Source organism: Candidatus Enterococcus myersii, assembly GCF_017316025.1.
In the GTDB taxonomy this organism is placed as follows: Bacteria; Bacillota; Bacilli; order Lactobacillales; family Enterococcaceae; genus Enterococcus_C; species Enterococcus_C montenegrensis.
Genome location: NZ_JAFLVT010000008.1, coordinates 179462 through 199776, shown reverse-complemented (window position 1 = coordinate 199776; position 20315 = coordinate 179462). Strand labels below are relative to the sequence as shown.

At 38.8% G+C, this 20315-nt stretch carries 23 protein-coding genes; 10 read left to right on the top strand and 13 right to left on the bottom strand.

All coding sequences use genetic code 11. The annotated features are described in order from the left end of the window. Positions 1 to 2 precede the first annotated feature (2 nt). Positions 3 to 470 carry a TspO/MBR family protein gene (locus JZO76_RS06320; protein ID WP_206903308.1) on the bottom strand — a complete coding sequence of 156 codons (468 nt, stop codon included), beginning with the start codon at positions 468 to 470 and terminating at the stop codon, positions 3 to 5. A 207-nt stretch (positions 471 to 677) separates the two neighbouring features. Here JZO76_RS06320 and JZO76_RS06315 point away from each other — a divergent pair, with 207 nt between their 5' ends. Further along, positions 678 to 872 carry a hypothetical protein gene (locus JZO76_RS06315; protein WP_206903307.1) on the top strand — a complete coding sequence of 65 codons (195 nt, stop codon included), beginning with the start codon at positions 678 to 680 and terminating at the stop codon, positions 870 to 872. Between the two features lie 114 nt (positions 873 to 986). Continuing rightward, positions 987 to 1880, top strand: a complete 894-nt coding sequence (locus JZO76_RS06310) for a diacylglycerol/lipid kinase family protein (RefSeq protein ID WP_206903306.1) — start codon at positions 987 to 989, stop codon at positions 1878 to 1880. Between the two features lie 99 nt (positions 1881 to 1979). Here the strand turns inward: JZO76_RS06310 and JZO76_RS06305 are convergent, their stop codons facing one another. Continuing rightward, positions 1980 to 3443: an aldehyde dehydrogenase family protein gene (locus tag JZO76_RS06305; protein WP_206903305.1), complete on the bottom strand. Its 1464-nt coding sequence runs from the start codon at positions 3441 to 3443 to the stop codon at positions 1980 to 1982. A gap of 315 nt (positions 3444 to 3758) precedes the next feature. Between JZO76_RS06305 and rsxC the strand changes: the two genes are divergently transcribed. Genes rsxC through JZO76_RS06290 form a run of 3 tightly spaced genes read left to right on the top strand, consistent with a single transcriptional unit; the run spans position 3759 to position 6663 of the window. Continuing rightward, positions 3759 to 5087 carry an electron transport complex subunit RsxC gene (gene rsxC / locus JZO76_RS06300; protein WP_206903304.1) on the top strand — a complete coding sequence of 443 codons (1329 nt, stop codon included), beginning with the start codon at positions 3759 to 3761 and terminating at the stop codon, positions 5085 to 5087. Beyond that, complete coding sequence (locus tag JZO76_RS06295; protein ID WP_206903303.1) at positions 5074 to 6075, top strand: RnfABCDGE type electron transport complex subunit D; 1002 nt, start codon at positions 5074 to 5076, stop codon at positions 6073 to 6075. The genes rsxC and JZO76_RS06295 overlap by 14 nt, the downstream gene beginning before the upstream one ends. 12 nt (positions 6076 to 6087) lie before the next feature. Then, positions 6088 to 6663 (top strand): hypothetical protein, encoded by a 576-nt coding sequence (locus JZO76_RS06290; protein WP_206903302.1) that lies wholly within the window; start codon positions 6088 to 6090, stop codon positions 6661 to 6663. A 269-nt stretch (positions 6664 to 6932) separates the two neighbouring features. Here the strand turns inward: JZO76_RS06290 and JZO76_RS06285 are convergent, their stop codons facing one another. Next, the gene (locus JZO76_RS06285; protein ID WP_206903301.1) at positions 6933 to 7487 is read right to left on the bottom strand and encodes a chromate transporter; all 555 of its coding nucleotides are present in this window, start codon (positions 7485 to 7487) and stop codon (positions 6933 to 6935) included. Next, positions 7488 to 8042, bottom strand: coding sequence for a chromate transporter (locus JZO76_RS06280; RefSeq protein WP_206903300.1), 555 nt, complete (start codon positions 8040 to 8042; stop codon positions 7488 to 7490). A gap of 131 nt (positions 8043 to 8173) precedes the next feature. On the opposite strand from JZO76_RS06280, the gene JZO76_RS06275 reads away from it, so the two are divergent. After that, on the top strand, positions 8174 to 9037 hold the full coding sequence (locus tag JZO76_RS06275) for a LysR family transcriptional regulator (RefSeq protein WP_206903299.1): 864 nt from the start codon (positions 8174 to 8176) through the stop codon (positions 9035 to 9037). A 107-nt stretch (positions 9038 to 9144) separates the two neighbouring features. Here JZO76_RS06275 and JZO76_RS06270 read toward each other — a convergent pair whose 3' ends face one another. Beyond that, complete coding sequence (locus tag JZO76_RS06270) at positions 9145 to 9840, bottom strand: N-acetylmannosamine-6-phosphate 2-epimerase (RefSeq protein ID WP_206903298.1); 696 nt, start codon at positions 9838 to 9840, stop codon at positions 9145 to 9147. Between the two features lie 230 nt (positions 9841 to 10070). Here JZO76_RS06270 and JZO76_RS06265 point away from each other — a divergent pair, with 230 nt between their 5' ends. After that, positions 10071 to 10565: a GNAT family N-acetyltransferase gene (locus JZO76_RS06265; RefSeq protein ID WP_206903297.1), complete on the top strand. Its 495-nt coding sequence runs from the start codon at positions 10071 to 10073 to the stop codon at positions 10563 to 10565. A 212-nt stretch (positions 10566 to 10777) separates the two neighbouring features. After that, complete coding sequence (locus JZO76_RS06260) at positions 10778 to 12394, top strand: FAD-dependent oxidoreductase (protein ID WP_206903296.1); 1617 nt, start codon at positions 10778 to 10780, stop codon at positions 12392 to 12394. Between the two features lie 130 nt (positions 12395 to 12524). Here the strand turns inward: JZO76_RS06260 and JZO76_RS06255 are convergent, their stop codons facing one another. Next, positions 12525 to 13160 (bottom strand): LemA family protein, encoded by a 636-nt coding sequence (locus JZO76_RS06255; RefSeq protein WP_206903295.1) that lies wholly within the window; start codon positions 13158 to 13160, stop codon positions 12525 to 12527. Positions 13161 to 13390: 230 nt separating this feature from the next. Then, positions 13391 to 13996, bottom strand: coding sequence for an ECF transporter S component (locus JZO76_RS06250; protein ID WP_206903294.1), 606 nt, complete (start codon positions 13994 to 13996; stop codon positions 13391 to 13393). Positions 13997 to 14093: 97 nt separating this feature from the next. Between JZO76_RS06250 and JZO76_RS06245 the strand changes: the two genes are divergently transcribed. After that, on the top strand, positions 14094 to 14696 hold the full coding sequence (locus tag JZO76_RS06245) for a TetR/AcrR family transcriptional regulator (RefSeq protein WP_206903293.1): 603 nt from the start codon (positions 14094 to 14096) through the stop codon (positions 14694 to 14696). Between the two features lie 171 nt (positions 14697 to 14867). Here JZO76_RS06245 and JZO76_RS06240 read toward each other — a convergent pair whose 3' ends face one another. Further along, entirely contained in the window at positions 14868 to 15749 is an 882-nt protein-coding gene (locus JZO76_RS06240; protein ID WP_206903292.1) for an alpha/beta hydrolase fold domain-containing protein, read from the bottom strand. A 63-nt stretch (positions 15750 to 15812) separates the two neighbouring features. Here JZO76_RS06240 and JZO76_RS06235 point away from each other — a divergent pair, with 63 nt between their 5' ends. Next, positions 15813 to 16802, top strand: a complete 990-nt coding sequence (locus JZO76_RS06235) for an acyltransferase family protein (RefSeq protein WP_206903291.1) — start codon at positions 15813 to 15815, stop codon at positions 16800 to 16802. A gap of 160 nt (positions 16803 to 16962) precedes the next feature. On the opposite strand, the gene JZO76_RS06230 is transcribed toward JZO76_RS06235, so the two are convergent. The 5 genes from JZO76_RS06230 to JZO76_RS06210 form a co-directional block, all read right to left on the bottom strand. Continuing rightward, positions 16963 to 18327, bottom strand: a complete 1365-nt coding sequence (locus JZO76_RS06230) for an MFS transporter (RefSeq protein WP_206903290.1) — start codon at positions 18325 to 18327, stop codon at positions 16963 to 16965. 321 nt (positions 18328 to 18648) lie between these two features. Continuing rightward, positions 18649 to 18945, bottom strand: coding sequence for a hypothetical protein (locus JZO76_RS06225; protein WP_206903289.1), 297 nt, complete (start codon positions 18943 to 18945; stop codon positions 18649 to 18651). A 4-nt stretch (positions 18946 to 18949) separates the two neighbouring features. Further along, positions 18950 to 19540 (bottom strand): TMEM175 family protein, encoded by a 591-nt coding sequence (locus tag JZO76_RS06220; RefSeq protein ID WP_206903288.1) that lies wholly within the window; start codon positions 19538 to 19540, stop codon positions 18950 to 18952. A gap of 12 nt (positions 19541 to 19552) precedes the next feature. Then, entirely contained in the window at positions 19553 to 20071 is a 519-nt protein-coding gene (locus JZO76_RS06215; protein WP_242595807.1) for a GNAT family N-acetyltransferase, read from the bottom strand. Next, entirely contained in the window at positions 20058 to 20282 is a 225-nt protein-coding gene (locus tag JZO76_RS06210) for a hypothetical protein (protein ID WP_230711204.1), read from the bottom strand. The genes JZO76_RS06215 and JZO76_RS06210 overlap by 14 nt, the downstream gene beginning before the upstream one ends. Positions 20283 to 20315: the final 33 nt, after the last annotated feature.

The window sequence follows — 20315 nt, the reverse complement described above, 5'->3', positions numbered from 1 at the left end:
TTTTAATTTTTGATAGCCAAGCCGATAGCCAAGTATGCGGCATACACACACCAGATAAAATAAGGGGTAAATAAAAACGTCGCCAGCTTTTGAATTGTATAAAAGTAAATGATGCAAGCCAAAACTACTGCTAATAGCAATAAAACAATGACTACGCCCACCCAAAAATTCGTTGCGCCAAAGAACACAATACTCCAAATAAAGTTTAATAGTAGCTGTAGGAAAAATAAAAATAAGGCGCGATTTTTCACTTTCTTACTTGTCTTCGCCTCTAAAATGAAAAATAGCGCCGTTCCAATTAGGCCATACAAAACTGTCCAAATAATTCCAATAATATTTCCCGGTGGTGAAAACGGAGGTGTGTCCAATTTTGCATAGGTAGCCGCAATATCCCCCGCAAGTAATCCTGATAAAATCCCAACGGCTTCAACGCCGATTACACACAACAACCACTGTCCAATTCTCTTCATCTTCTCGCTTTCTTGCCTCCTTTTTATAGTCAAAAGCTAACTTTAAAATAGCTACTTTTATTCATCATACGCTTTTTTTCCACGACAAAAAATCAATCTGCTCAAATTTCAAATAAATAATTCGTAATTTTGCCACTTATAAGACGAATCATTCGATTATTTTATCTAAATGGGTTATTCTACCTAAAAATGAAGGACTGTTGCCTAATGACAAACATGAATGCGAAAAAAACATGCCAAGCTAAAATAGTCGGTTTAGAAGGTGTCCATGAAGTTATTTTTGTGAAGGAATATCAGAATGTGGCCATCGTGGAATGCTTAGATACAAAAGAATTGGCGGTAGCACGCCTATGCGATTTTGTCACCCCAAATAAAAATGAAGTGAAAGAAACTCGCCAATAGGCGTGCTGGCTTCAATACTTTAGAATTTTAATAAGCTGATTAAAAAGTAAATTTAGGCGCTTTTATTCCTTATTTCCAGCTAAAAAGTGTTACCCTTAAGAAGAGGTGATAGCAATGCATTATGCTATTTTTTATAATCCAACTGCAGGACGTGGCGATAATGAAGCAACCGCAAAAAAAATTGCCACAAAATTAAAGAAAGCAGGTCATACATCTGAAGCTTTGACTGCACCCAATCCTGAAGAAGCCGTCAAAAAAATTCGCAACTCGTTAACAGATTACGATGCGCTGATTTCAATTGGTGGTGACGGAACGTTAAACCTAGTAGCCACGGCTTTCTTACAAGCAAACAAAACGATTCCGCTGGGGATTATTCCCGGTGGGACAGTCAATAATTTTGCTACTCGTTGGGAAATCCCTACAGATTTAAATCAGGCAATTTCTTTAATTTTAGCGCAAAAGCTACAGCATGTCGGGATCGGTTCTTGCCAAGACGGTCAAAAAGCGATCGTTAGCTCCTTGACTTTCGGTACGTTAGCAGATATCTCCAACCAAGTTCGTCAAAGTGAAAAGCGAAAATTTGGCTTACTGATTTATCCATTAAAAGGTCTAAAGCAGATTAGTCAAAAAGCTTCTTATCATGTCCACATTCAAGCCGAAAATTTCGATAAAAAAATGAAAGTCTGGATTTTCTTACTCACCACCACGCACTTAGTTGGAGGTATCGATTACGTTGCTTCCAATCCCCACGCGTTTCATGTTAGTATCTTGCACAATATGCGTCTAGGAAAATTATTTCAGTTGCTATTTTTTGTACTGACTGGTAACTTGCGTCAAAAAGAAAATAATACTTTAACTTATTTGAAACCAAAAAAAATTACTGTTAAATCTTTGGAACAAAAGTCCATTTATAGTCGTATCGACGGCGATAAGGGACCGGCTTTACCTTTAACAATCGAATTTTTAGACGGCTTTTTGCCAATTTACACAGCTGGAAAAAAAGATTAGTCAAAAAAGTTTACGCTAAAAATCAAAACAGGCAAAAACGACCTGCTTTCTACTAAAGAAAGCAGGTCGTTTTTTCACACTATCAACTAAAAATCTAACTTATTCAATATGCATATAAATATTTTTGGTTTGAGAGTAGGCATCGAGAATTGTTTTATAGGTTTCTCGTCCAATCCCCGATTTTTTATAACCGCCAAAAGGAGTACCTGCCGGCAGCTCTCCATAGGTATTAACCCACATCGTACCTGTGCGAACAGCTCTCGCTACACGGAAAGCTTTGTTGATGTTTTCAGTAAAGACGCCCCCAGCTAACCCGTAATCTGAATCATTCGCAATCGCAATGGCTTCTTTTTCCGTTTCAAATTTAATCACTACAATTACCGGACCAAAAATTTCCTCTTGGGCAACACGCATATCATTTGTAACATCGGCTAAAATTGTTGGTTTGACAAATGCCCCCTGAGACAAAGGACCATCCGTATAACGATTTCCACCTGTGACGACGCGAGCCCCTTCTTTTTGGCCAATGTCAATATAATCTAAAATCGTTTCGACTTGTCCTTCATTAATTTGTGATCCCATCACCGTATCTTCTTGCCAAGGCAAGCCTACTTCTACTGCTTCAAAGCTTTCTGCTAACTTAGCGATGAAATCATCGTAAATATCGGCTTGTACTAATAAACGGCTCCCAGCAGAACAAACTTGGCCTTGATTGGTTAAAATACCATTTTTAGCAAACTCTAAAGCCCTTTTTTGATTCGCATCACTGAAAATGATATGGGCTGATTTTCCACCTAATTCAAGCGTAGCTGGAATTAAATTTTTAGCAGCTCCTTTTGCGACCTGATAGCCTACTTCAGTCGAACCCGTAAAAGCAATTTTGGCAAAACCAGGATGAGTCAACATATAATTCCCTGACTCTGAACCTTTGCCTGTAATCACATTTAATACCCCTTTTGGCAACAGTGGCCCTATTAATTTTGTTGCTTCTAATAAGCTAAGGGGTGTCGAGGACGAAGGATGAATGACAATTGTATTTCCTGCAGCCAATGCCGGCGCAATTTTCCACGCTGCCATTAATAAAGGGAAATTCCAAGGCACGATTTGTCCGACAACGCCGATTGGTTCTTTTAAAACCATCGTCAGTGTATGCTCATCTAGCTCTTTGATCGTACCTTCTTCTGAACGAACAAGTGCGGCAAAATAACGGAAATGATCGACAACCAACGGAATATCCGCATTTTTAGTTTCCCGCAATGGTTTCCCGTTATCGTAAGTTTCAATCCACGCCAATTTTTCTGAATTTGCTTCCAAGACGTCTGCAATTTCTAGCAAAATTTTACTACGTTCTTCAACACTGGTCACACTCCAAGTAGCAAATGCTGCTGTTGCAGCTTTTACCGCATTATCCACATCTTCTTCTTCTGCGCTAATAAAAGTTGCTAAAGTAGTACCATCACTGGGGTTTTTAGAAGTTAACGTTTCTCCTTTAACACCTTGGGTCCAATTTCCATCAATGTACAACAAATACTTGTCATCCAGTAATTCTGCAGGTTTTTTCACCGAATCTCCTCCTATTTAACTTGTTTTACTTAAGGTCAGGTAAATCGTAACACTTTACATTTACCTCGCTAATTTCAGTATAAAGAATAAAGGAAACACACTTCAAACAATATGTATCCGCTTTCTTTTTTAGTTGAAATAACTTTTATCTAAAACTTGCCCTATCCGAATTTCAGCAGTGCTTTTTTATTTTTTAAGATTTTATTAAGGCGGCTTTGCGCTTTTTTCACCGTTTTGGTTTTTCCCATATTTCTTTTGTGATTTTTTTCCTTATGTTACGATAAATATATAGCGTTTTCAAAAGGAGGGGCAAGCATGAAAATAAAGCAATTTTCTGGTGGTTTCTTTTTTGACGCCAGTACGAATAAATTAAAAGAATTATTTCAAGTAAAGCAAAACAACGTCGCCTACTTTGAGCCTGAAAAAGTCGTTATCCCCTTTGATCAACATATCGGATCTCCCAATAAATTAATCAAAAAAGTCGGCGACTTTGTCACAAAAGGAGAGATTATCGCCAAAAGTTCTGCCGATATTAGTGGTCATGTCCATACTTCTGTTACTGGAAAAGTCATCGCTGTTTGCGAAGTACCTGCACTTGGTGGCAAAACACAAACAGCCGCAGTAATCAAACGAGATCCGTCTAAAAATACTGCCGAAAGTTTAATTTCTCCTGATTTTTCTTTTGAAAAAGCTGTCCGGGCAGCCGGCATTGTCGGTCTTGGTGGTGCAACATTTCCAACTCACGTCAAATTAAATCCCGCTAGTCATATCGATGTCAAAACGATCATTTTGAATGGTGCTGAATGTGAACCGTTTATCGCGTCTGACGATTTTTTAATGCAAAAAGAAAGCCGAAAAATTTTGCGCGGCGGTGAAATTGCCAGAGAAATTTTAGGTGCTAAAACGATTTTAGTCGGCATCGAAAAAGATAAACCAAAAGCTATTACAGCGATGAAAAAAGCTGCTGTAAAAATCCCCAATTGCCACGTCATCCCACTGCCAGTGAAATATCCTCAAGGCGGTGAGGGACAGCTCTTGGAAACTTTAATCGCTGCTGAGTCTCCTCTAGATGGTCGTTCGGTTGAAACGGGTGCCTTTACGATTAACGTGGCCACGGCTTTTGCGATTTCAGAAAGTGTCGATGAAAGAAAAGCCTTGACCCATCGTTACGTTACTATTTGCGGCGATGTTAAAATGCCACAAGTAATTTGTTTCCCACTTGGTACACAAGTGAAAGACTTAATTGACTATTGTGGCGGTTTTATCGGAACACCTTCTCGCGTTATTCACGGTGGACCCATGATGGGAAAAAGCGTCACAGATTTAGCGCTCCCTTTGACAAAAGGTAGTAACGGCATCATTGTTTTTAACGAAGCCCACGATGGTAAATACCCTGAATCCCCGTGCATTCGTTGCAATCGTTGCGTAGCGGTTTGTCCTGTTCGCTTAGAACCGCAAAATATTGATCTAGCTTATCGAAGTGGCGATTTATTTACCTGTGATCAATTATTGGCCACAGCTTGTATTAACTGTGGCTGTTGTACGTATGTTTGTCCGGCTAGACGCAATTTAGCAGCCAATATTACGCAGGCTAGTGGTGAAATTAAGCAAGAAAAGGAGGCGCTAGCAGATGCCAACAAATAAAATTTCGTTAAAGATGGCCGACTCCCCTCATTTACACGGAGATACCACCACCAGAGAAATTATGAAATGGGTCTTAATTACTTTACTGCCAATTGTGCTTACTGCTGGTTATTTCTTTGGTTGGCGCATTTATCTGTTGTTTTTAATCGCAATTGTTACGGCCCAATTGTGTGAGATCATCTGGTTTAAATTTTTGAAAAAAGATTTAACTTGGGATTTGAGCGCTATTGTGACAGCTGTATTATTGACCATGAACTTGCCCCCTTCTGCCCCTTGGTATTTCCCTGTGATTGGCGCTGTTTTTGCCATTATTGTTGTAAAAGAGTTTTTTGGTGGCTTAGGCTATAATTTTTTAAATCCTGCATTGGGCGGTCGTGCACTATTAGTCGGCTTATTTTTCCAAGATATGTTTAAAATCAGCTGGCCCAACCCACCATTTGCCAATTTCTCTCCAGATGTTCTTACCAAAGCGACACCACTAGCACAGATGAAAACAGAAACATTAAGTCCAGCCCAATTGTGGCAAAATTTCTTAGGGGTGACTGGCGGTCGAATTGGCGAAACCAGTAGTCTGCTGATTTTAGTGGCGGGCTTGGTTTTATGGCGTAAAAAAATTATTCAACTCCACATTCCCCTCATTATTTTAATCACTGTTGCTATCGGCGCTTGGCTTTTTGCTGGCGACGGTAGTTTGGCACTGTGGCAAACAGTGACTGGGCACCTGTTTGGTGGCGGATTATTATTAGGTGCCATTTTTATGGCTACCGATTACGCTTCTAGTCCTGCTTTAAAATTTGGCGAATGCCTCTATGCTTTTGGCATTGGTTGTTTGATTATTGTCTTTCGTTTTTGGGGTGCGACAAGCGAAGGAGTCAGCTATGCAATTTTAACTATGAATTGTGCCACACCACTTATTGACCGCTTATTGCGTCGCCGTGTTTTAGGCGAACAAACTGGACTGCCTTTTGGGTTAAAATTAAGAAGATAGGAGGCAAAAGCAATGACTTTACCTTTGCGTTTAACCTGTTTTTCCGTTATTTTAGTACTTCAACTGGTCGTTAATCAAACCCCAGCAAAAGCCGGTAAAAAAGAAACTACTCCGTTTTTAAAACAAATTCAACTCACCTGTTTAATTGTAATTGCTGCTTTGGGCGGCGCTAGTTTATTTTGGCTCTACTACCACTTAGTCGGAATAAATGGCAGTAATGAAGTAGTGATGCGCCCGTTTTTAGTCGGTTTGATGAGCTTTTTAATAAGTGGTGTTATCCTCATGTTTACAAAGAAAAAAATAGGTACTACGTTACAATCTTGTCTTGTGATTTTACCGCTGATTTTAAATTTGGCGCTCGTACCTGTAGATCAAATAGACCGCTCTTCTGATTTTTGGTACACCTACTTACTTAGCTTATTGTTCTTTTTAGTTGTCAGTATGTTTTCTGCGGGTATTTTAGAGCGGCTTAAAATCGCACCCATTCCACGACTTTTACAAGGTGTGCCGATTCAGTTTACCGTTTTAATGTTGATCTTTTTGAGTCTTTCCTTTTTCAAAGGCGTTTTCTTTGGTGAATTATTTTAACCGTTTCACTGCAGGTAGACTACCAAATATAAGAAAAGCCGCACGAACTCCCTACGCATTAAGCTCTAATTTTAAGAAATTTGAGGAACAATTTATTAAAATGAGCCCTTACCGCTTGGGAGTTGTACGACTCTGTAAAACTTTTCTACTTGGCTAGTTTTACAGACTAACTCCCTACGGCGTTAAGTTCTAATTTTAAAAAATTTGAGGAGCAATTTATTAAAATGAGCCCTTACTGCTTGGGAGTTGTACGACTCTGTAAAACTTTTCTACTTATAAACAAGGCCGCCGATGATGCCGGCTGCGATCATTAGTACGATGGGATTGATTTTAGTTTTTCGCATAATAAAAAGTGAAATTGCCATTAAGATTAAGGCAATCCAATCCAATTTGGCCCAATTGAAACGCGCCAAATCACTATTATTAAAAAGTGTTAGCAATAAAATCGTTAACCCCGCTGACATGATTAATCCAACCGAAGCTGCCTTTAAACCAGCAAGTAAGCTTTGAACAGGTTTTGATTCGCGCTTTTTTTGAAAAAAGGCTGCCAAGGCTAAGGAAATAACCACTCCGCCGGCAATACAGCCGACCGTGGCCACGACAGCCCCTGGGATACCAAAGAGCTGCATGCCCACAAATGTTGAAGTATTCACAGCCAAAGGTCCTGGCGTCATTTGCGAGATCGTAATAATATCGGTAAAAACTTTTTCTGACAGCCAATGAAGCTCAGTCACAATTTGTTCTTGAATTAACGGAATAATCGCATAACCACCACCGATGCTTAAAAAGCCAATGGTTAAAAAGCGCCAAAATAGTTCCAACATTTAGAACTCCCCCTTTTTGTAGACTGTTGCGAAACACAAGACCGCCGTAATACCCAAAATCACTAAGACATTGACTTGAAAAAAGGCATTGGCGATAAAACTAAAAGGAATTAATATGGTTAGTAGTAGCTGTTTTTCCTGCACAATTAACTGCACCATATCAATGAGCAAATCCACAATCATCGCGGCCACACAAGCTTGCATTCCCCGCAAGACGGCCATTACCATTAGATTTTGACTAAAGGCAACATAAAAACTGGAAATCACTGCGAGAATCACAATAGGCGGAATAATGCCACAAACAGCACTTAAAATCGCTCCTGCATAGCCGCCTGCTTTTTTTCCTGCTAACACACTTAAATTAATCGCAATTGCACCTGGTGAAGATTGAGCAATCGCCGCCATTTCCATCAAGTCGTCTTGGGAAAAATATTTTTTTTCATCTACATAAAATTTACGAATCATGGGTACCACAACATAACCGCCACCAAAGGTAAAGGCGCTAATGTATAAATTCACGCGGCAGATCCATGCGTAAAATTTCAACTTCTCCATTTTTTCACCTCATAAAATTTCAGTCATTTTTACCTATCATTATTTAAGTATAGGGTTTGTTTTCACATGTGTGAAATGCTATTATTTGCATAATAACATGAGTAAAATTCATGCAAAATGAGGTGAATTTGATGCAATATCGTCAATGTTTAATTTTTTATACTGTGGCAAAAGAAAAAAGTTTTACCCGGGCGGCTACAAAACTTTTTATGACCCAATCTGCCATTTCCCATACCATGAAAGATTTAGAGGCAGAAGCAGGCATCCCTTTATTTGAACGCCTCCATCGTAAAATCGAACTAACCGCGGCCGGTAATACGCTACTGACTGCTGTTACACCGTTGGTCGAAAAATTTCAGCAAGTCGAAATACAACTACAAAATTTGGAACAAAGCGCACCTTTGCGGCTGGCTTCCTGCATTACATATGGTGAAATCACCTTGCCTGAAGTATTGCAGCAGTTCAAAAAACAACTACCGCAGCAAAAAATCACTGTGCATATTTCTCCTGCTGATGATTGCTTTAAGAAATTAGCGGCAGGAAAAGTCGATTTAGCCATTTTAGAAGGGCGGGTTCCCAGTGAAAAGTATCAGCAAAAAGTAATTGCCAACTACCCCCTCGTTTTTGTGGCGGCACCAAATTTTTTACCCACAGCAACTGGCAAGCTGACTTTGCCGGAACTTTTAAATCAGCCCTTGCTGCTAAGAGAGCGCGGCTCAGCTGTAAGAGAAACCTTCGAAGCCTTCCTAACGCTAAAAGGACTACGCTGCTATCCTCTGTGGGAAAGTACTGACTCGGCTAGCTTAATTGCCGCCAGCAAGAAGAAAATGGGCATTAGCTTATTGCCATACTCTTTAGTGGCTAACCAACTAGAAAAAAAGGAACTGGTAGAAATATCCATCTCTAAAATAAAGCTCCATAATGAAATTACGGCGTTACGCCCTGCTAGTGATAATTATCTGCCTGCGTTAGAAAAATTGTGGGAGTTATTGTGAGGATGAGCCCTGTTTTTGTCTACTGCATAGTCTGATCGCTCTTTTTGCGATTTTGTAAACGATAAAAAAACTTAGAAACAGTAAAAGCTACTATTTCTAAGTTTTTTTTATTTTGGCAATGCTGCGACAAATTTTTGTGTAATGAGTTGCGGACGGGTAATCGCACTACCCACAACTGTTGCATATGCGCCTTTTTTCATTACACGTTCTAATTTTTCGGGTGTATCGATGTTGCCTTCGACAATAAGTGGTCGCTGAATTACTTTTAACAGCTCATCTAGCAAAGCAAAATCATCATCGGCAATATCTTTACCACTCGTTTCAGCCGTATAGCCGTAAAGAGTGGTGGCAATTAGATCAAAGCCTAATTTCTGCGCATATTTGGCATCTTCTAGCGTTGCACAGTCAGCCATTAATAAAGTTTCGGGATATTCTTTTTTAATGGTTGCTACAATATCTGCTAATTTTTCGCCATTTGGTCGTTTTCTTGTTGTTCCATCCATCGCTACAATTTCACAACCAATACTGCATAATGCCCGCACTTCTTTTAATGTTGGTGTAATGAAGACGGGATTATCGCCATATTCTTTTTTGATAATTCCAATTATCACCGTATCATTGGCATCTTTAATACATTGAATATCAACAATCGAATTGGCTCTAATTCCCTTAGCCCCTGAAGCTAAAGCGGCTTTCGCCATTCGACTCATAATAAAAGGACTGTGCAGCGGCTCATCTGGCAAAGCTTGGCACGAAACGATTAATCCGCCTTTTATCTGCTGCAATACTTCATTTGATTCCATCGATGTTCCTCCTGTCAACTGGTAAGATTAGTGCACTTTGACAATCTTACTATAACACGTTTTAAAACTAGCTTAAAAAAGTGAGTCCCTTTTCCTATTCAAATTTTCTCTTTCCAAATTCTTCGTTATTTATAATTTTTGAATTCCATGTTAGAATAAAGCTTATTGTTTATTTCATAATTCCAAGTAAATTATTTATTTTTTTCTATACCAAAGGAGTTTAATAATCCATGGATTACAAATTAAAAATTTTAACCAACCAAGATTTACCAGCTATTACTACACTTTGTCAAGAAGCTAGTGATTATATGACGCTGGCTACTGGACAATCAAATCCAGCCAAAGAAGCACAAGATTTACTCACATCTTTGCCCCCTCAAAAAAAAGTAGAAGATAAAACACTTTACGGCATTTTTAACAATCAAAATCGTTTAATCGGTGTTCTTGATCTTGTGAAAGATCATCCCACGCCAAAAGCTTGGATGATTGGCCTATTGCTGCTTACGCCCAAAATGCGGGATCAAGAAATTGGAAAACACGTGCATGACCAAATTATGGCACAAATAAAAGCAGCAGGGGGCACCGAAATTCGGTTGGGTATTTTGAAAAATAATCCGCGGGCACAAGAATTTTGGCAACGACAAGGCTATACTTTCCAAGAAGAAAAAATCGGGACTGTGGCTGGTGTCTTAATGCCTGTCTATGCTTTTAAACGCAAATTATAATTCGTAACAAAATTCACGATGTTAGCTTTTCAAGCTCGTTTGATTTTGTGCAAAAACCACCATTTTTCTTTTGAAATTTGGTGGTTTTTTTATGCGCATAAAGTGCATTGCAGCAAGCTTTTGACGCTTATTTTTGGTAAGTGTTTTTCTTTGCCACCCTTTTAAAAAACAGTTACTATACAAGTAAGTCAGAAAAAAGGAGCTGTTTTCTTGTGAAAATTATCGTTGTTGGCGGCGTAGCTGGCGGACCTTCTTTTGCCACTCGTTTACGTCGTTTAAATGAAACTCATGAAATCGTTTTATATGAACGTGGTGAAAATATTTCGTTTGCTAGTTGTGCGTTACCTTATTATTTAGGCGGTGTTATTAAAGATCGCGATAGCTTGATTGAACGGACACCCGCACAATTAAAAGAAAAAAATAATATCGATGTTTTAATTGAACATGAAGTTACGAGCATCGACCCGGTTAACAAAACTGTTGTTGTAAAAAATTTGGCTGATAATACCCAAAAAATCGACAATTATGATCGTTTGATTTTGGCATCAGGCGCTCGTCCTACACTTCCCCCAATTAAAGGTGCCGACGAAGCTAAAAATGGTTTCATTTTACGAAATGTAACCCATGCTGATAAAATCATGGAATTTTTGAATAACGAAAATCCAAAAAGCGTGACAGTTTTAGGTGCCGGCGTAATGGGCTTGGAATTAGCCGAAAACTTTAAAGAACGTGGATTAGATGTGACGTTAATTGATCAATTACCACAGGTTGCTTTCCCGTATGATACGGAAATCGCTGATTTAATTTATGATCATTTAATTGAACATGGCTTAAATGTCGTTTTAAATACGACGGTCACAGAAATCAGTGATCACGGTCACACTGTTCACCTATCAAATGGCGATACCCTAAAAACAGATATGATCATCTTTGCAACCGGCGTGGCACCAAACAATGAATTAGCTGCCTCCGCTGGTATCGCATTATCAAAAACTGGGCAAGTAAAAGTTGATAATCGCTTGCAAACAAATGTTGAAGACATTTATGCCATTGGCGATATTATCGAAACAACAAGTATCGTAACTGGGTTACCAACACCAAGTATGCTTTCTAGTGCAGCTAATCGCCAAGGCCATTTATTAGCTGACATCATCAATGGTGCCGATCTTCATTATCGTGGTTACCTTGGTAGTGGTGTAGCGAAAATTTTTGATTATACTGCTAGCTATACTGGTTTAACTGAACATATGCTAAAAGCTGCCGGTATCACAAATTACAAATCAATTTTTATCACACCGTTTGACCACGCCTATTTCTATCCTGGTGCGGAACGATTAAACTTGAAATTAATCTTTGACGGACAAACTGGAAAAATTTTAGGCGCTCAAGCAGTTGGTAAAAAAGGTGTCGACAAACGGATTGGTCAACTATCTGTTGCCATTACCGGAAACTTGTCTGTCTTTGATTTGCCAGATCTTGAAATCCCTTATTCACCACCTTACTCTTCTTCTCGTGACGTCGTGAATATTGCCGGTTATGTGGGCATTAACCAAGTGACCAAAGTGGCCGAAACGATCCAAGTAGCAGCTATTTCCAAAGAAGATTTAGCAAATGCTTATTTCCTAGATGTGAGAGAACCCGGCAAAGCCAAAAGTGGTAGCGTAGAAGCAACAGCTAATATTCCTTTAAGTCAGTTGCGGGAACGTATCGCTGAAATTCCAACGGACAAAAAAGTTTACTTAACTTTCCGCAAAGGCTTAAACACCTATACGGCAGCCCGCATTTTAGCAGGTTTTGGTATTAAAGCAACAATGATCGAAGAAAACTAGTTGATCAAGTCAATATACGTAAAAAGCACGAAAATCTGTTTAGACTTTTCGTGCTTTTTATTAACAAAATTATAGGTTTCTCCTTAAAAAATGACATTATTTCAATAGCGCAGATGCAAGCGTAAGTTTTCTAGAAATCTAACATTTCATCGGTTAACGTTACTGACTCAAGGTCGCGCTCATAATACGCGATTTCTTCAAAATGGAATACACCCTTTAATACTGACAGGGGGATACTATTTATAAGGGAATTGTAGCTTTCGACATCCGAATTATACCTAATTTTGAAATTCGCAAGTGTATTCTCGCAATCTTTAATTTGGTTGAGTAATTCCGATATATGCGCGTTTGCTTTTGTTTGAGGGTGGTTTTCAATAAAGTTTTGAAACTGCAATGCTCCCGTTACTGTAAAAGTAGTCGGCTCCTCTTTATTTATCAGAATTTCTTTTTCATGTGCCAAATATCTTTCAACCACTTTATTGGCCTTGTCCAATAAAGAATCTTCCCGCTCTTCTACGATTAAAATATTACTTTTAGCCGCTTTAATTTTTTGTCGCTTCTTCGTTGCCTGGTTGTAATTTAACCCAATGGAAATAAGTAAGCCTGTACACAAACCTAAAACTAAGCCAAGTTTACTTAACACTTCAGAAACTTCTTGTGCTTCTTCTGGAGTGAAGATAGCAAATATAAACAACCAGAATAACCAGCCCACAAAACTCAACCCAAACAACTTTAGTAAAAATAATAATACACTTTTCTTTTTCATCTCGACTCCTTTTCGACTGCTTTTCTTCATGATAGCAATTTTTATACATGAATCCTAGCATCAGCCCTAAAATCCGTTAATCTCATTGATAACTTTCTAAAAAGCAGTGATTTTAACAAAATAGCGTCACATTTTTTTGCAATTTATGTTTTAAGTACTTGAATTTTTTTACTTTCCTGATAGAAAAAAACAGCAGGACTACCATCATCCTGCTGTTTTCTTCGTATTAATTATGAATGATACGCTGGTTTTAAATGCGTTGCTGTAAAAATCGCTTTGACCAAAATCGGAGTTAAAATAACCGCACCAATCACTTCGCTGATACCATTTGTTGCAACGATTGTCGCCAAAACTTTTAATAAACCTGAGGGATCAACGCCATAAGCTGAGGCAACCGGTCCTGTGTAAAGCGTCCCCATAAAAGTTAAGACTAAAATCGTATTGGTTAACGTGCCCCCAATAGCAGCTAAAATAGATGCGACATATAAATTGCCTTTTTTCTTATACCACCAATGGAATAAAACCCCCGCCACCAAACCAACAAGAATCCGAGGTAAAACTGAAACAATTGGGTTGGTAAAGACCATTGTATCAATAGGGGTCGTCGGTGAAGTAAAGGCCCGGATAATCGTGCAAATTCCCCACACTAAACCAATAAACATCCCGTCTTTGGTTCCCAAAACGATTGCTGCGACAATGACTGTAATATGAATAATCGTCAAGCTCGTAATCCCCAATGGAATAAAACCTAAAAATGGCACCATTGCTTGTAAAATAATAATAGCAGTCAAAATAGCACGAATGGCAATGCGATAACTTTTACTTTTCGTATTCATTTGAGTTCTCCTTTTAATTCAATTATAATGACACTAGTGTCATTGAAGTGATTATACAAGAAAATGACACGCGTGTCACTAATTTTGAGGTGAGAAAATGAAAAATTTATCCAACGCCGAACGTAAACGGCAAAAACGAGAAGCCATTTTAAATAGTGCCCGAGAAGTTTTTCGCCAAAAAGGCTTAATTGATGTGACGATGAAGGATATTATCGAAGCAACTGGTATCAGTCGGGGCGGTATTTATTTATACTTTGATTCGGTTGATCAAATTTTTATGGAAGTTATTAAACAGCGCTCTAATCGTAAATTTGATGATATTCGACACGCGATTACTAAAAATCCGCCTTTTGAAGAATTACTAAATGACTATTTTGAAAGCCACGAAGATCGCCTTTTAAATCAAATGGAAAACAGTCTACTCCGCTCGATGTACGAGTATTATTTCACCCACAAAACGGCTGCTGATCATAAATTTCAGCAAGAACAACTTGCCGCAACGAAAAATACCATCTTGGCAATTTTAGAATTAGGGGTCACACAGGGTGTTTTACAAGATGAAAAGATTCCTGCCATTGCTGAAAATTTCATGTTCGTCATTGAAGGGATGAGCGTCATGGCACTTACCGGCGGAATTACCCACGAACAATTGGCTGCTCAATTTGACTTAATGAAAAAAATGCTGCCAAAAAGAGCCTGATCAAACTATTAAAAAAGGCTAAAGGAAATCCTTCTGCCCTAAACCATAAGCGCTAAATTTGCAAAATGGCTTTTTCATAGAGAACAAAGTTAAAACTGCCGCAAGGAAAACTGTAAAATTCCTTGCGGCAGTTTTTATTTTAAGAGTTAAAGGTCGTCTGGCTAGCTTTTTTCATTTATCTTCTGCAAAAAACTCGCCCATTTCATCAACATACTGCAACGATTCTTTCAAAGGATAAACCACAAAATCATGCATCATCTCTGGAACAATGACTAAACTTAACGTTGTCCCATCAACATTTGCAACTTTTTCTTTTAAGCGCAAAACATCAGGATACAATATTTCATCTGTTCCACTAATGACTAAAAGCTCCCCTAAGTTTTCAAACGTCCCGTAAATCGGTGAGACTAACGGATCATCGACAGCTAAATTCCCCGCATACGTCGCCCCTGCTTTAGTTAGCAGATCTTTTTCCAACAAGACATCTTTTTCTTCTAGTGCACTAGAGCGGGGATCGCTCACGGAAACGTCTAACCAAGGGGAAGCCAGCGCTAATTTTTGCGGCCGTTTTGCAGCTGCTTCATCCCGTAAATGCTGCGCTAAACTCATTGATAAACCGCCCCCAGCAGAATCTCCAAAGATATAAAACGCATCATCTGGATATAAGTAACGCAGGTGATAAAAAGCTTCCTTTGTTGCCGCTAGGGTTTGGACAGCTGTCGCTTCTGGTGCCAGCGGATAGTCAAAATAGCTTACTTTTAAATTAAAACGTGTAACAAAACGTTCTTGAATTTGTTTATGAAAAGGCGATGCTTCTAATGCATAGCCGCCACCGTGTAAATAAAGCACATGCTTATTGGTCACATGGGGTGGAAATAATGTAATCAGCTCACGACCACTAATTTCACTGCGCTTTTGCGGCAAGTCGCTGTTTTCTAACTGTCGGATATTGATATTGCGGCGCTTTGGCGGTGCCACCATGGACATCCCCACTAATTTTTTCATTTGAATTACTTTAAAAACCTGTTTGACAAATTTTGCCGAATAACGCATCTCATCCCTCCTTGAAAAAGTGGTACAATAGTGTTATCTCTAGCATAACTGACGGACTAGGAGGTGTCCATTATTTCAAAACAACGAGAACTGCTTTTTGATAATTTAAGAGGTGTCTTAATTTTTTTGGTGATTTTAGGTCACGCTTTGGAATACTTTCGGTTAAACAACCAAACAGCAGAGTTCTTCTACGTTTTTATTTACTTGTTCCATATGCCGGTTTTCATTTTTATCTCCGGTTATTTTTCCAAACGGGTACAAAAGGGGCGCAAAAGCGCGGTCAAAACTTTTTTGATTCCCTATCTTATTTTGAACTTTATTTTAAGTATCATCTTGTTATTAATGGGTAAAATTGAAACGATTACTATTTTAAATCCCGGCTGGACGCTGTGGTACTTGTATTGTATGTTCATTTGGCGACTGCTCTTACCTGATTTAATCAAAGTACGCCATGTTTTACTTTTTAGTTTTATCGTCGGTATTTTTTCCGGTTTATTAACAGAGTTTGGTACTTACATGGCCATGGCTCGTACGCTAGGTTTTCTCCCATTCTTTTTGGCCGGTTATTATACCGACCGGAAAATGATTGAAAAACTACGGCGTTTCCCTTTTTCACGCGTATTAGGATTACTAGTAGTAATTTTAGGACTGGTGACTGCTTTTATTTGGGTAAAAGCCCAACTGCCTCCAGAAATTTTATGGGGTGATCGTGCTTATGACTTATTTGAAATCCCCCTCTGGCAAAATATCCTAGCTGACATGTGTCTTTATGCGTTAGGCTTTGCTTTTGTTTTTGCTTTTTTAGTAATGGCAACCGAAAAGCGGCATTTTTATACGGTTTGGGGCCAAAATACTTTAGCAATTTATCTGCTGCACATTTATCTGATTGCTCCGGTCGTTCAATTAGGCGAATTTATTCAGAAGCCTTTGTTACATGGCTTACTTTTAGTTGGCGGCGCTCTTTTAACGGTTTATATTCTATCCCGTTCAAAAGTTACCCACGCCCTAGCTGTCGTCTTAAAAAAAATCGATCAATTGATTATGCCGGAATAAAGAAAAGCTTTTTGTACGCGCTTTACTCGCCAGCAATAAGGCAGGATTACAATAAATTGTTTTTCAAATTTCTTGAAATTTTGACTTATCGTCTTAAAAAAATGAAAACTGGACACAAGCTGCGCCAATATTTTGGCCGACGAGTTTGTGCCCAGTTTTTTTATTTCGCCGTAGCTTTAAAGTAGCGTAGACAGCCGATAAAGACGAAAACAACTAAAACAAATAGAAAAATCAATGATAGCTGCGAACCTAAAATAGTCCCAGCTTGGTAATCTGATTGACTTTTTTGCGCTAAATTAATAATCGTTGCCACAATTGCGGTGGCAACAGCACCGGAAAATTGTTGCAGTGTGTTGAAAATCGCATTCCCATCTGCAAACATTTCTGTTTCAATTTGGCTCATGCCAGTTGTCATCATATTGCTATAAGAAAAACCAATGCCAATCATATAAAATACATGAGCTGCCACAAAGCCCAGTAAAATTGGTGTGCGTAACAAAAGCGTCAAGGCCAACCAGCCAATTGTCACCAAGGTTAGACCAAATAGAATTGGCTTTTTAGCCCCATAATTATCCAATACTCGTCCAGAAATAGGTGCTAAAACAGCCCCCACAGCAGCTCCTGGCAACATCACAAGTCCAGCTACAAAAGCATCTTTGCCCATTACAATTTGGACAAAATTGGGTAAGACAAAAGAAATTCCCAACAGTAGAAATTGACAAACCAAAAAGCCTAATAAAAATAAACGAAAGCCTTTATTTTTTAAAACAGTTAAACGAATTAGCGGCTCTTTAACCGTTGTAGCTCGGTGATAAAACAAAGCTAAGCCTAAAAGTCCCACGATAAGCGGAATGATACTGAATAATGAGCCCAGTTGATTTAAGAACAATAAAAAGCCCGTGAACATCAAAATAATTCCTGCCATGCTGAAAAGATCCAACTTGCCACCTTTTTTGATTGCCATTGCCGGAATCGCATATAATCCTAAAATTAGAGAAAGCAATAAGACCGGCACTAAAAATAAGAAAATATAATGCCAGCTTAAAGCTGAAGTTAACACACCGCCATAAGTCGGCCCAATTGCAGGTGCAATGGAAGTAGTTAAATTTCCAATGCCAATCATTGCACCTCGCTTTTCAATTGGCGTATAGGTTAAAATAATATGAAACATTAGCGGTAACGCAATCCCCGTACTAATACCTTGTAATAGGCGTCCAGCCAGTAATACTAGAAAACTTGGCGACCAAAAATCAATCAAAAGTCCTGCAATAAATAAAATATTGGACGCCAAAAACAACGTGCGGATTTGAAAGTTTTTCAATAAATAAGTTGAAAAGGGCACAATAATTGCAATAATCAACAAATAAATCGTCGTTACCCATTGTACTTGACCCGTAGTAATCCCAAACTCGCTAATTAAAGTTGGAAAGGTGACATTCATCGCCGTTTCAATTAAAACGCCGGCAAAAGACATCATCCCAGTTGCCAAAACAGCTAATAACAAGTGAATTTTTTTCTCCATCAAATTCCTCCTAATTCTCCAATAAGTACAAAAACTTGAGCTATCTGAGGAAGGTTGGCTTTCAAATTTACACGCAGAGCATTTATGCGCTGTTAGCTTTACAAAAAGTCACCCTTAAGCCCAAAAAAAGAGAAGCAGTTTCTACCGAAATAGAAACCGCCTCTCTCTCGACACGTCAAAAACGTGTTATCTGTACGATTTGAAAATATTCACAAAAGTCATTGTACTGACTTTTTCTAGCCGGGTCAAGAGGACAGCTTACTTTTTAGGGTAAAAAAGCTGCTGGATAAAGCTAGTGCGTATATTTTACATTTTTTACTAGCATTACGCCTTCGTATCGATAGAAAAACCGTCAAAAGTTTCCCCGTCATAATATTTTAACAGTTGTTCGGCGCTTAATAATGACGTGGTTTGCGCTTCTTCGCGACTTTCTTCAACCAAACTTTGCCGATATGCTGCATACCCTTCAGCCAATTGCCGGTACAATTCTTGCCGGGAATGTCCTTCACCGACAATTTGGGGCAGTTCTCTTAGAAACCCCCGATAAACAGGAGAATTATCTTCCAGCTCCACTGGCATCTCCGTGACATGCAAATTTAACTGTGCAAAGGTTTCAAACATCTCATCACTTTCTTTCGTTTAAATGACTCAACTCTTCAATTTTCTTTTCAGGAATAAACCACATCACCAACATCAACGCATTTACCACTAAAACGCTGACAGGATGAATTAACCAGCCCGCTAATAAGGCGATGATGTTCATGACCAATGTGATTTTGATCTTTGGATAATGGGCAAAAAGTTTTCCGACTTCTGAATTTTTACCATTCACCCGCACTAAGGCAAATCCTAGCAGGCAATACGCCAGATCCGTGCCGAAAATAACCAAGCCATACAACAATTGCGGCGCTAACTCAGTCGGATAATCCCCAATCCAAGCTGTCGCAAACGGGAATAGCGTCATCATGAGGATAAATAAATTATTCGCCCACAAGACCCAGCCATCAACTTTTTTGACGATATTAAATAAATGATGATGATTATTCCAATAAACTGCTAAAGAAACAAAGCTAATTAAATAAATCGCAAATTGATGTTCCACCCCAGCAAAAGCACGCCAGGTACTGCCGTTTGGTTCATGTAATTCTAAAACCAAAATGGTCATTACAATCGCAATAACCGCATCGGTAAATGCCTCAATTCGTGTTTTGGGCATTGTAACCACTCCTTATTCTTTAATTTCCAATTCTCCGTTGATATCAGCCAAAACACCATGAACCAATTCTTGCCCTAAAATGAATTGATCAGGTATCGTGCTTTTGTTTTTCAAGCCAAAAGCTTGAATTTGAGAAAAGCCATAGCGACTGTAGTAATCTGGATTTCCCACTAAAAAAACAGCATGACGTTCTAGCGCAACAGCTTTTTTAAATGCCGTTTCCATCAAAGCTCCCCCAATTTTTTGATTGCGGTAATTAAAGTCAACGCTTAATGGTGCTAACAGTAAAAAGTTGCGCGTATGGGTGTCTTCAGTCTTTACCTCTTGTTCACTTAACATAACATGACCAATGATTTTACCTTCTTCAACTGCTACAAATTCCAATTCAGGAATGAATGTTGTCCTTTTACGCAAAGCTTCAACAAAATCTTGCTCTGTCCCATCGGATACTTGCGCTGTTTTAAAAGCTTGTTGTACATGCTGGTAAATAGCCGGATAGTCTCCTGGTTGCGCTTGTCTAATTTCCATCATTTTTTTCCTCTTCATCTGCATATTGGTTCATCACTTTTGCTAAGACATCTTCTAAAATATCTTCTTTGGAAAGTTCCGTCAAAGCTTGTGCTAATAGTGCTTCATCGACATTCACAATACTGTCAGCCTGTAAATTATTTTTGGTTAAAAACTCCTGACTTAAAGGCAATACTACTTGATTTTCTACTTGCATCAGGCGTTTTTTTCGCATTTCTGCCAACGGACTCCCCCCTTTTTTACGTAT

Coding starts and splice junctions, on each gene's coding strand:
- JZO76_RS06295 (WP_206903303.1), top strand. CDS start 5,074: ATGCCAACAAATAAAATTTCGTTAAAGATGGCCGACTCCCCTCATTTA.
- JZO76_RS06250 (WP_206903294.1), bottom strand. CDS start 13,996: ATGAATACGAAAAGTAAAAGTTATCGCATTGCCATTCGTGCTATTTTG.
- JZO76_RS06245 (WP_206903293.1), top strand. CDS start 14,094: ATGAAAAATTTATCCAACGCCGAACGTAAACGGCAAAAACGAGAAGCC.
- JZO76_RS06270 (WP_206903298.1), bottom strand. CDS start 9,840: ATGGAATCAAATGAAGTATTGCAGCAGATAAAAGGCGGATTAATCGTT.
- JZO76_RS06315 (WP_206903307.1), top strand. CDS start 678: ATGACAAACATGAATGCGAAAAAAACATGCCAAGCTAAAATAGTCGGT.
- JZO76_RS06225 (WP_206903289.1), bottom strand. CDS start 18,945: ATGTTTGAAACCTTTGCACAGTTAAATTTGCATGTCACGGAGATGCCA.
- rsxC (WP_206903304.1), top strand. CDS start 3,759: ATGAAAATAAAGCAATTTTCTGGTGGTTTCTTTTTTGACGCCAGTACG.
- JZO76_RS06280 (WP_206903300.1), bottom strand. CDS start 8,042: ATGGAGAAGTTGAAATTTTACGCATGGATCTGCCGCGTGAATTTATAC.
- JZO76_RS06285 (WP_206903301.1), bottom strand. CDS start 7,487: ATGTTGGAACTATTTTGGCGCTTTTTAACCATTGGCTTTTTAAGCATC.
- JZO76_RS06255 (WP_206903295.1), bottom strand. CDS start 13,160: ATGAAAAAGAAAAGTGTATTATTATTTTTACTAAAGTTGTTTGGGTTG.
- JZO76_RS06210 (WP_230711204.1), bottom strand. CDS start 20,282: ATGCGAAAAAAACGCCTGATGCAAGTAGAAAATCAAGTAGTATTGCCT.
- JZO76_RS06275 (WP_206903299.1), top strand. CDS start 8,174: ATGCAATATCGTCAATGTTTAATTTTTTATACTGTGGCAAAAGAAAAA.
- JZO76_RS06290 (WP_206903302.1), top strand. CDS start 6,088: ATGACTTTACCTTTGCGTTTAACCTGTTTTTCCGTTATTTTAGTACTT.
- JZO76_RS06265 (WP_206903297.1), top strand. CDS start 10,071: ATGGATTACAAATTAAAAATTTTAACCAACCAAGATTTACCAGCTATT.
- JZO76_RS06240 (WP_206903292.1), bottom strand. CDS start 15,749: ATGCGTTATTCGGCAAAATTTGTCAAACAGGTTTTTAAAGTAATTCAA.
- JZO76_RS06320 (WP_206903308.1), bottom strand. CDS start 470: ATGAAGAGAATTGGACAGTGGTTGTTGTGTGTAATCGGCGTTGAAGCC.
- JZO76_RS06310 (WP_206903306.1), top strand. CDS start 987: ATGCATTATGCTATTTTTTATAATCCAACTGCAGGACGTGGCGATAAT.
- JZO76_RS06215 (WP_242595807.1), bottom strand. CDS start 20,071: ATGATGGAAATTAGACAAGCGCAACCAGGAGACTATCCGGCTATTTAC.
- JZO76_RS06220 (WP_206903288.1), bottom strand. CDS start 19,540: ATGCCCAAAACACGAATTGAGGCATTTACCGATGCGGTTATTGCGATT.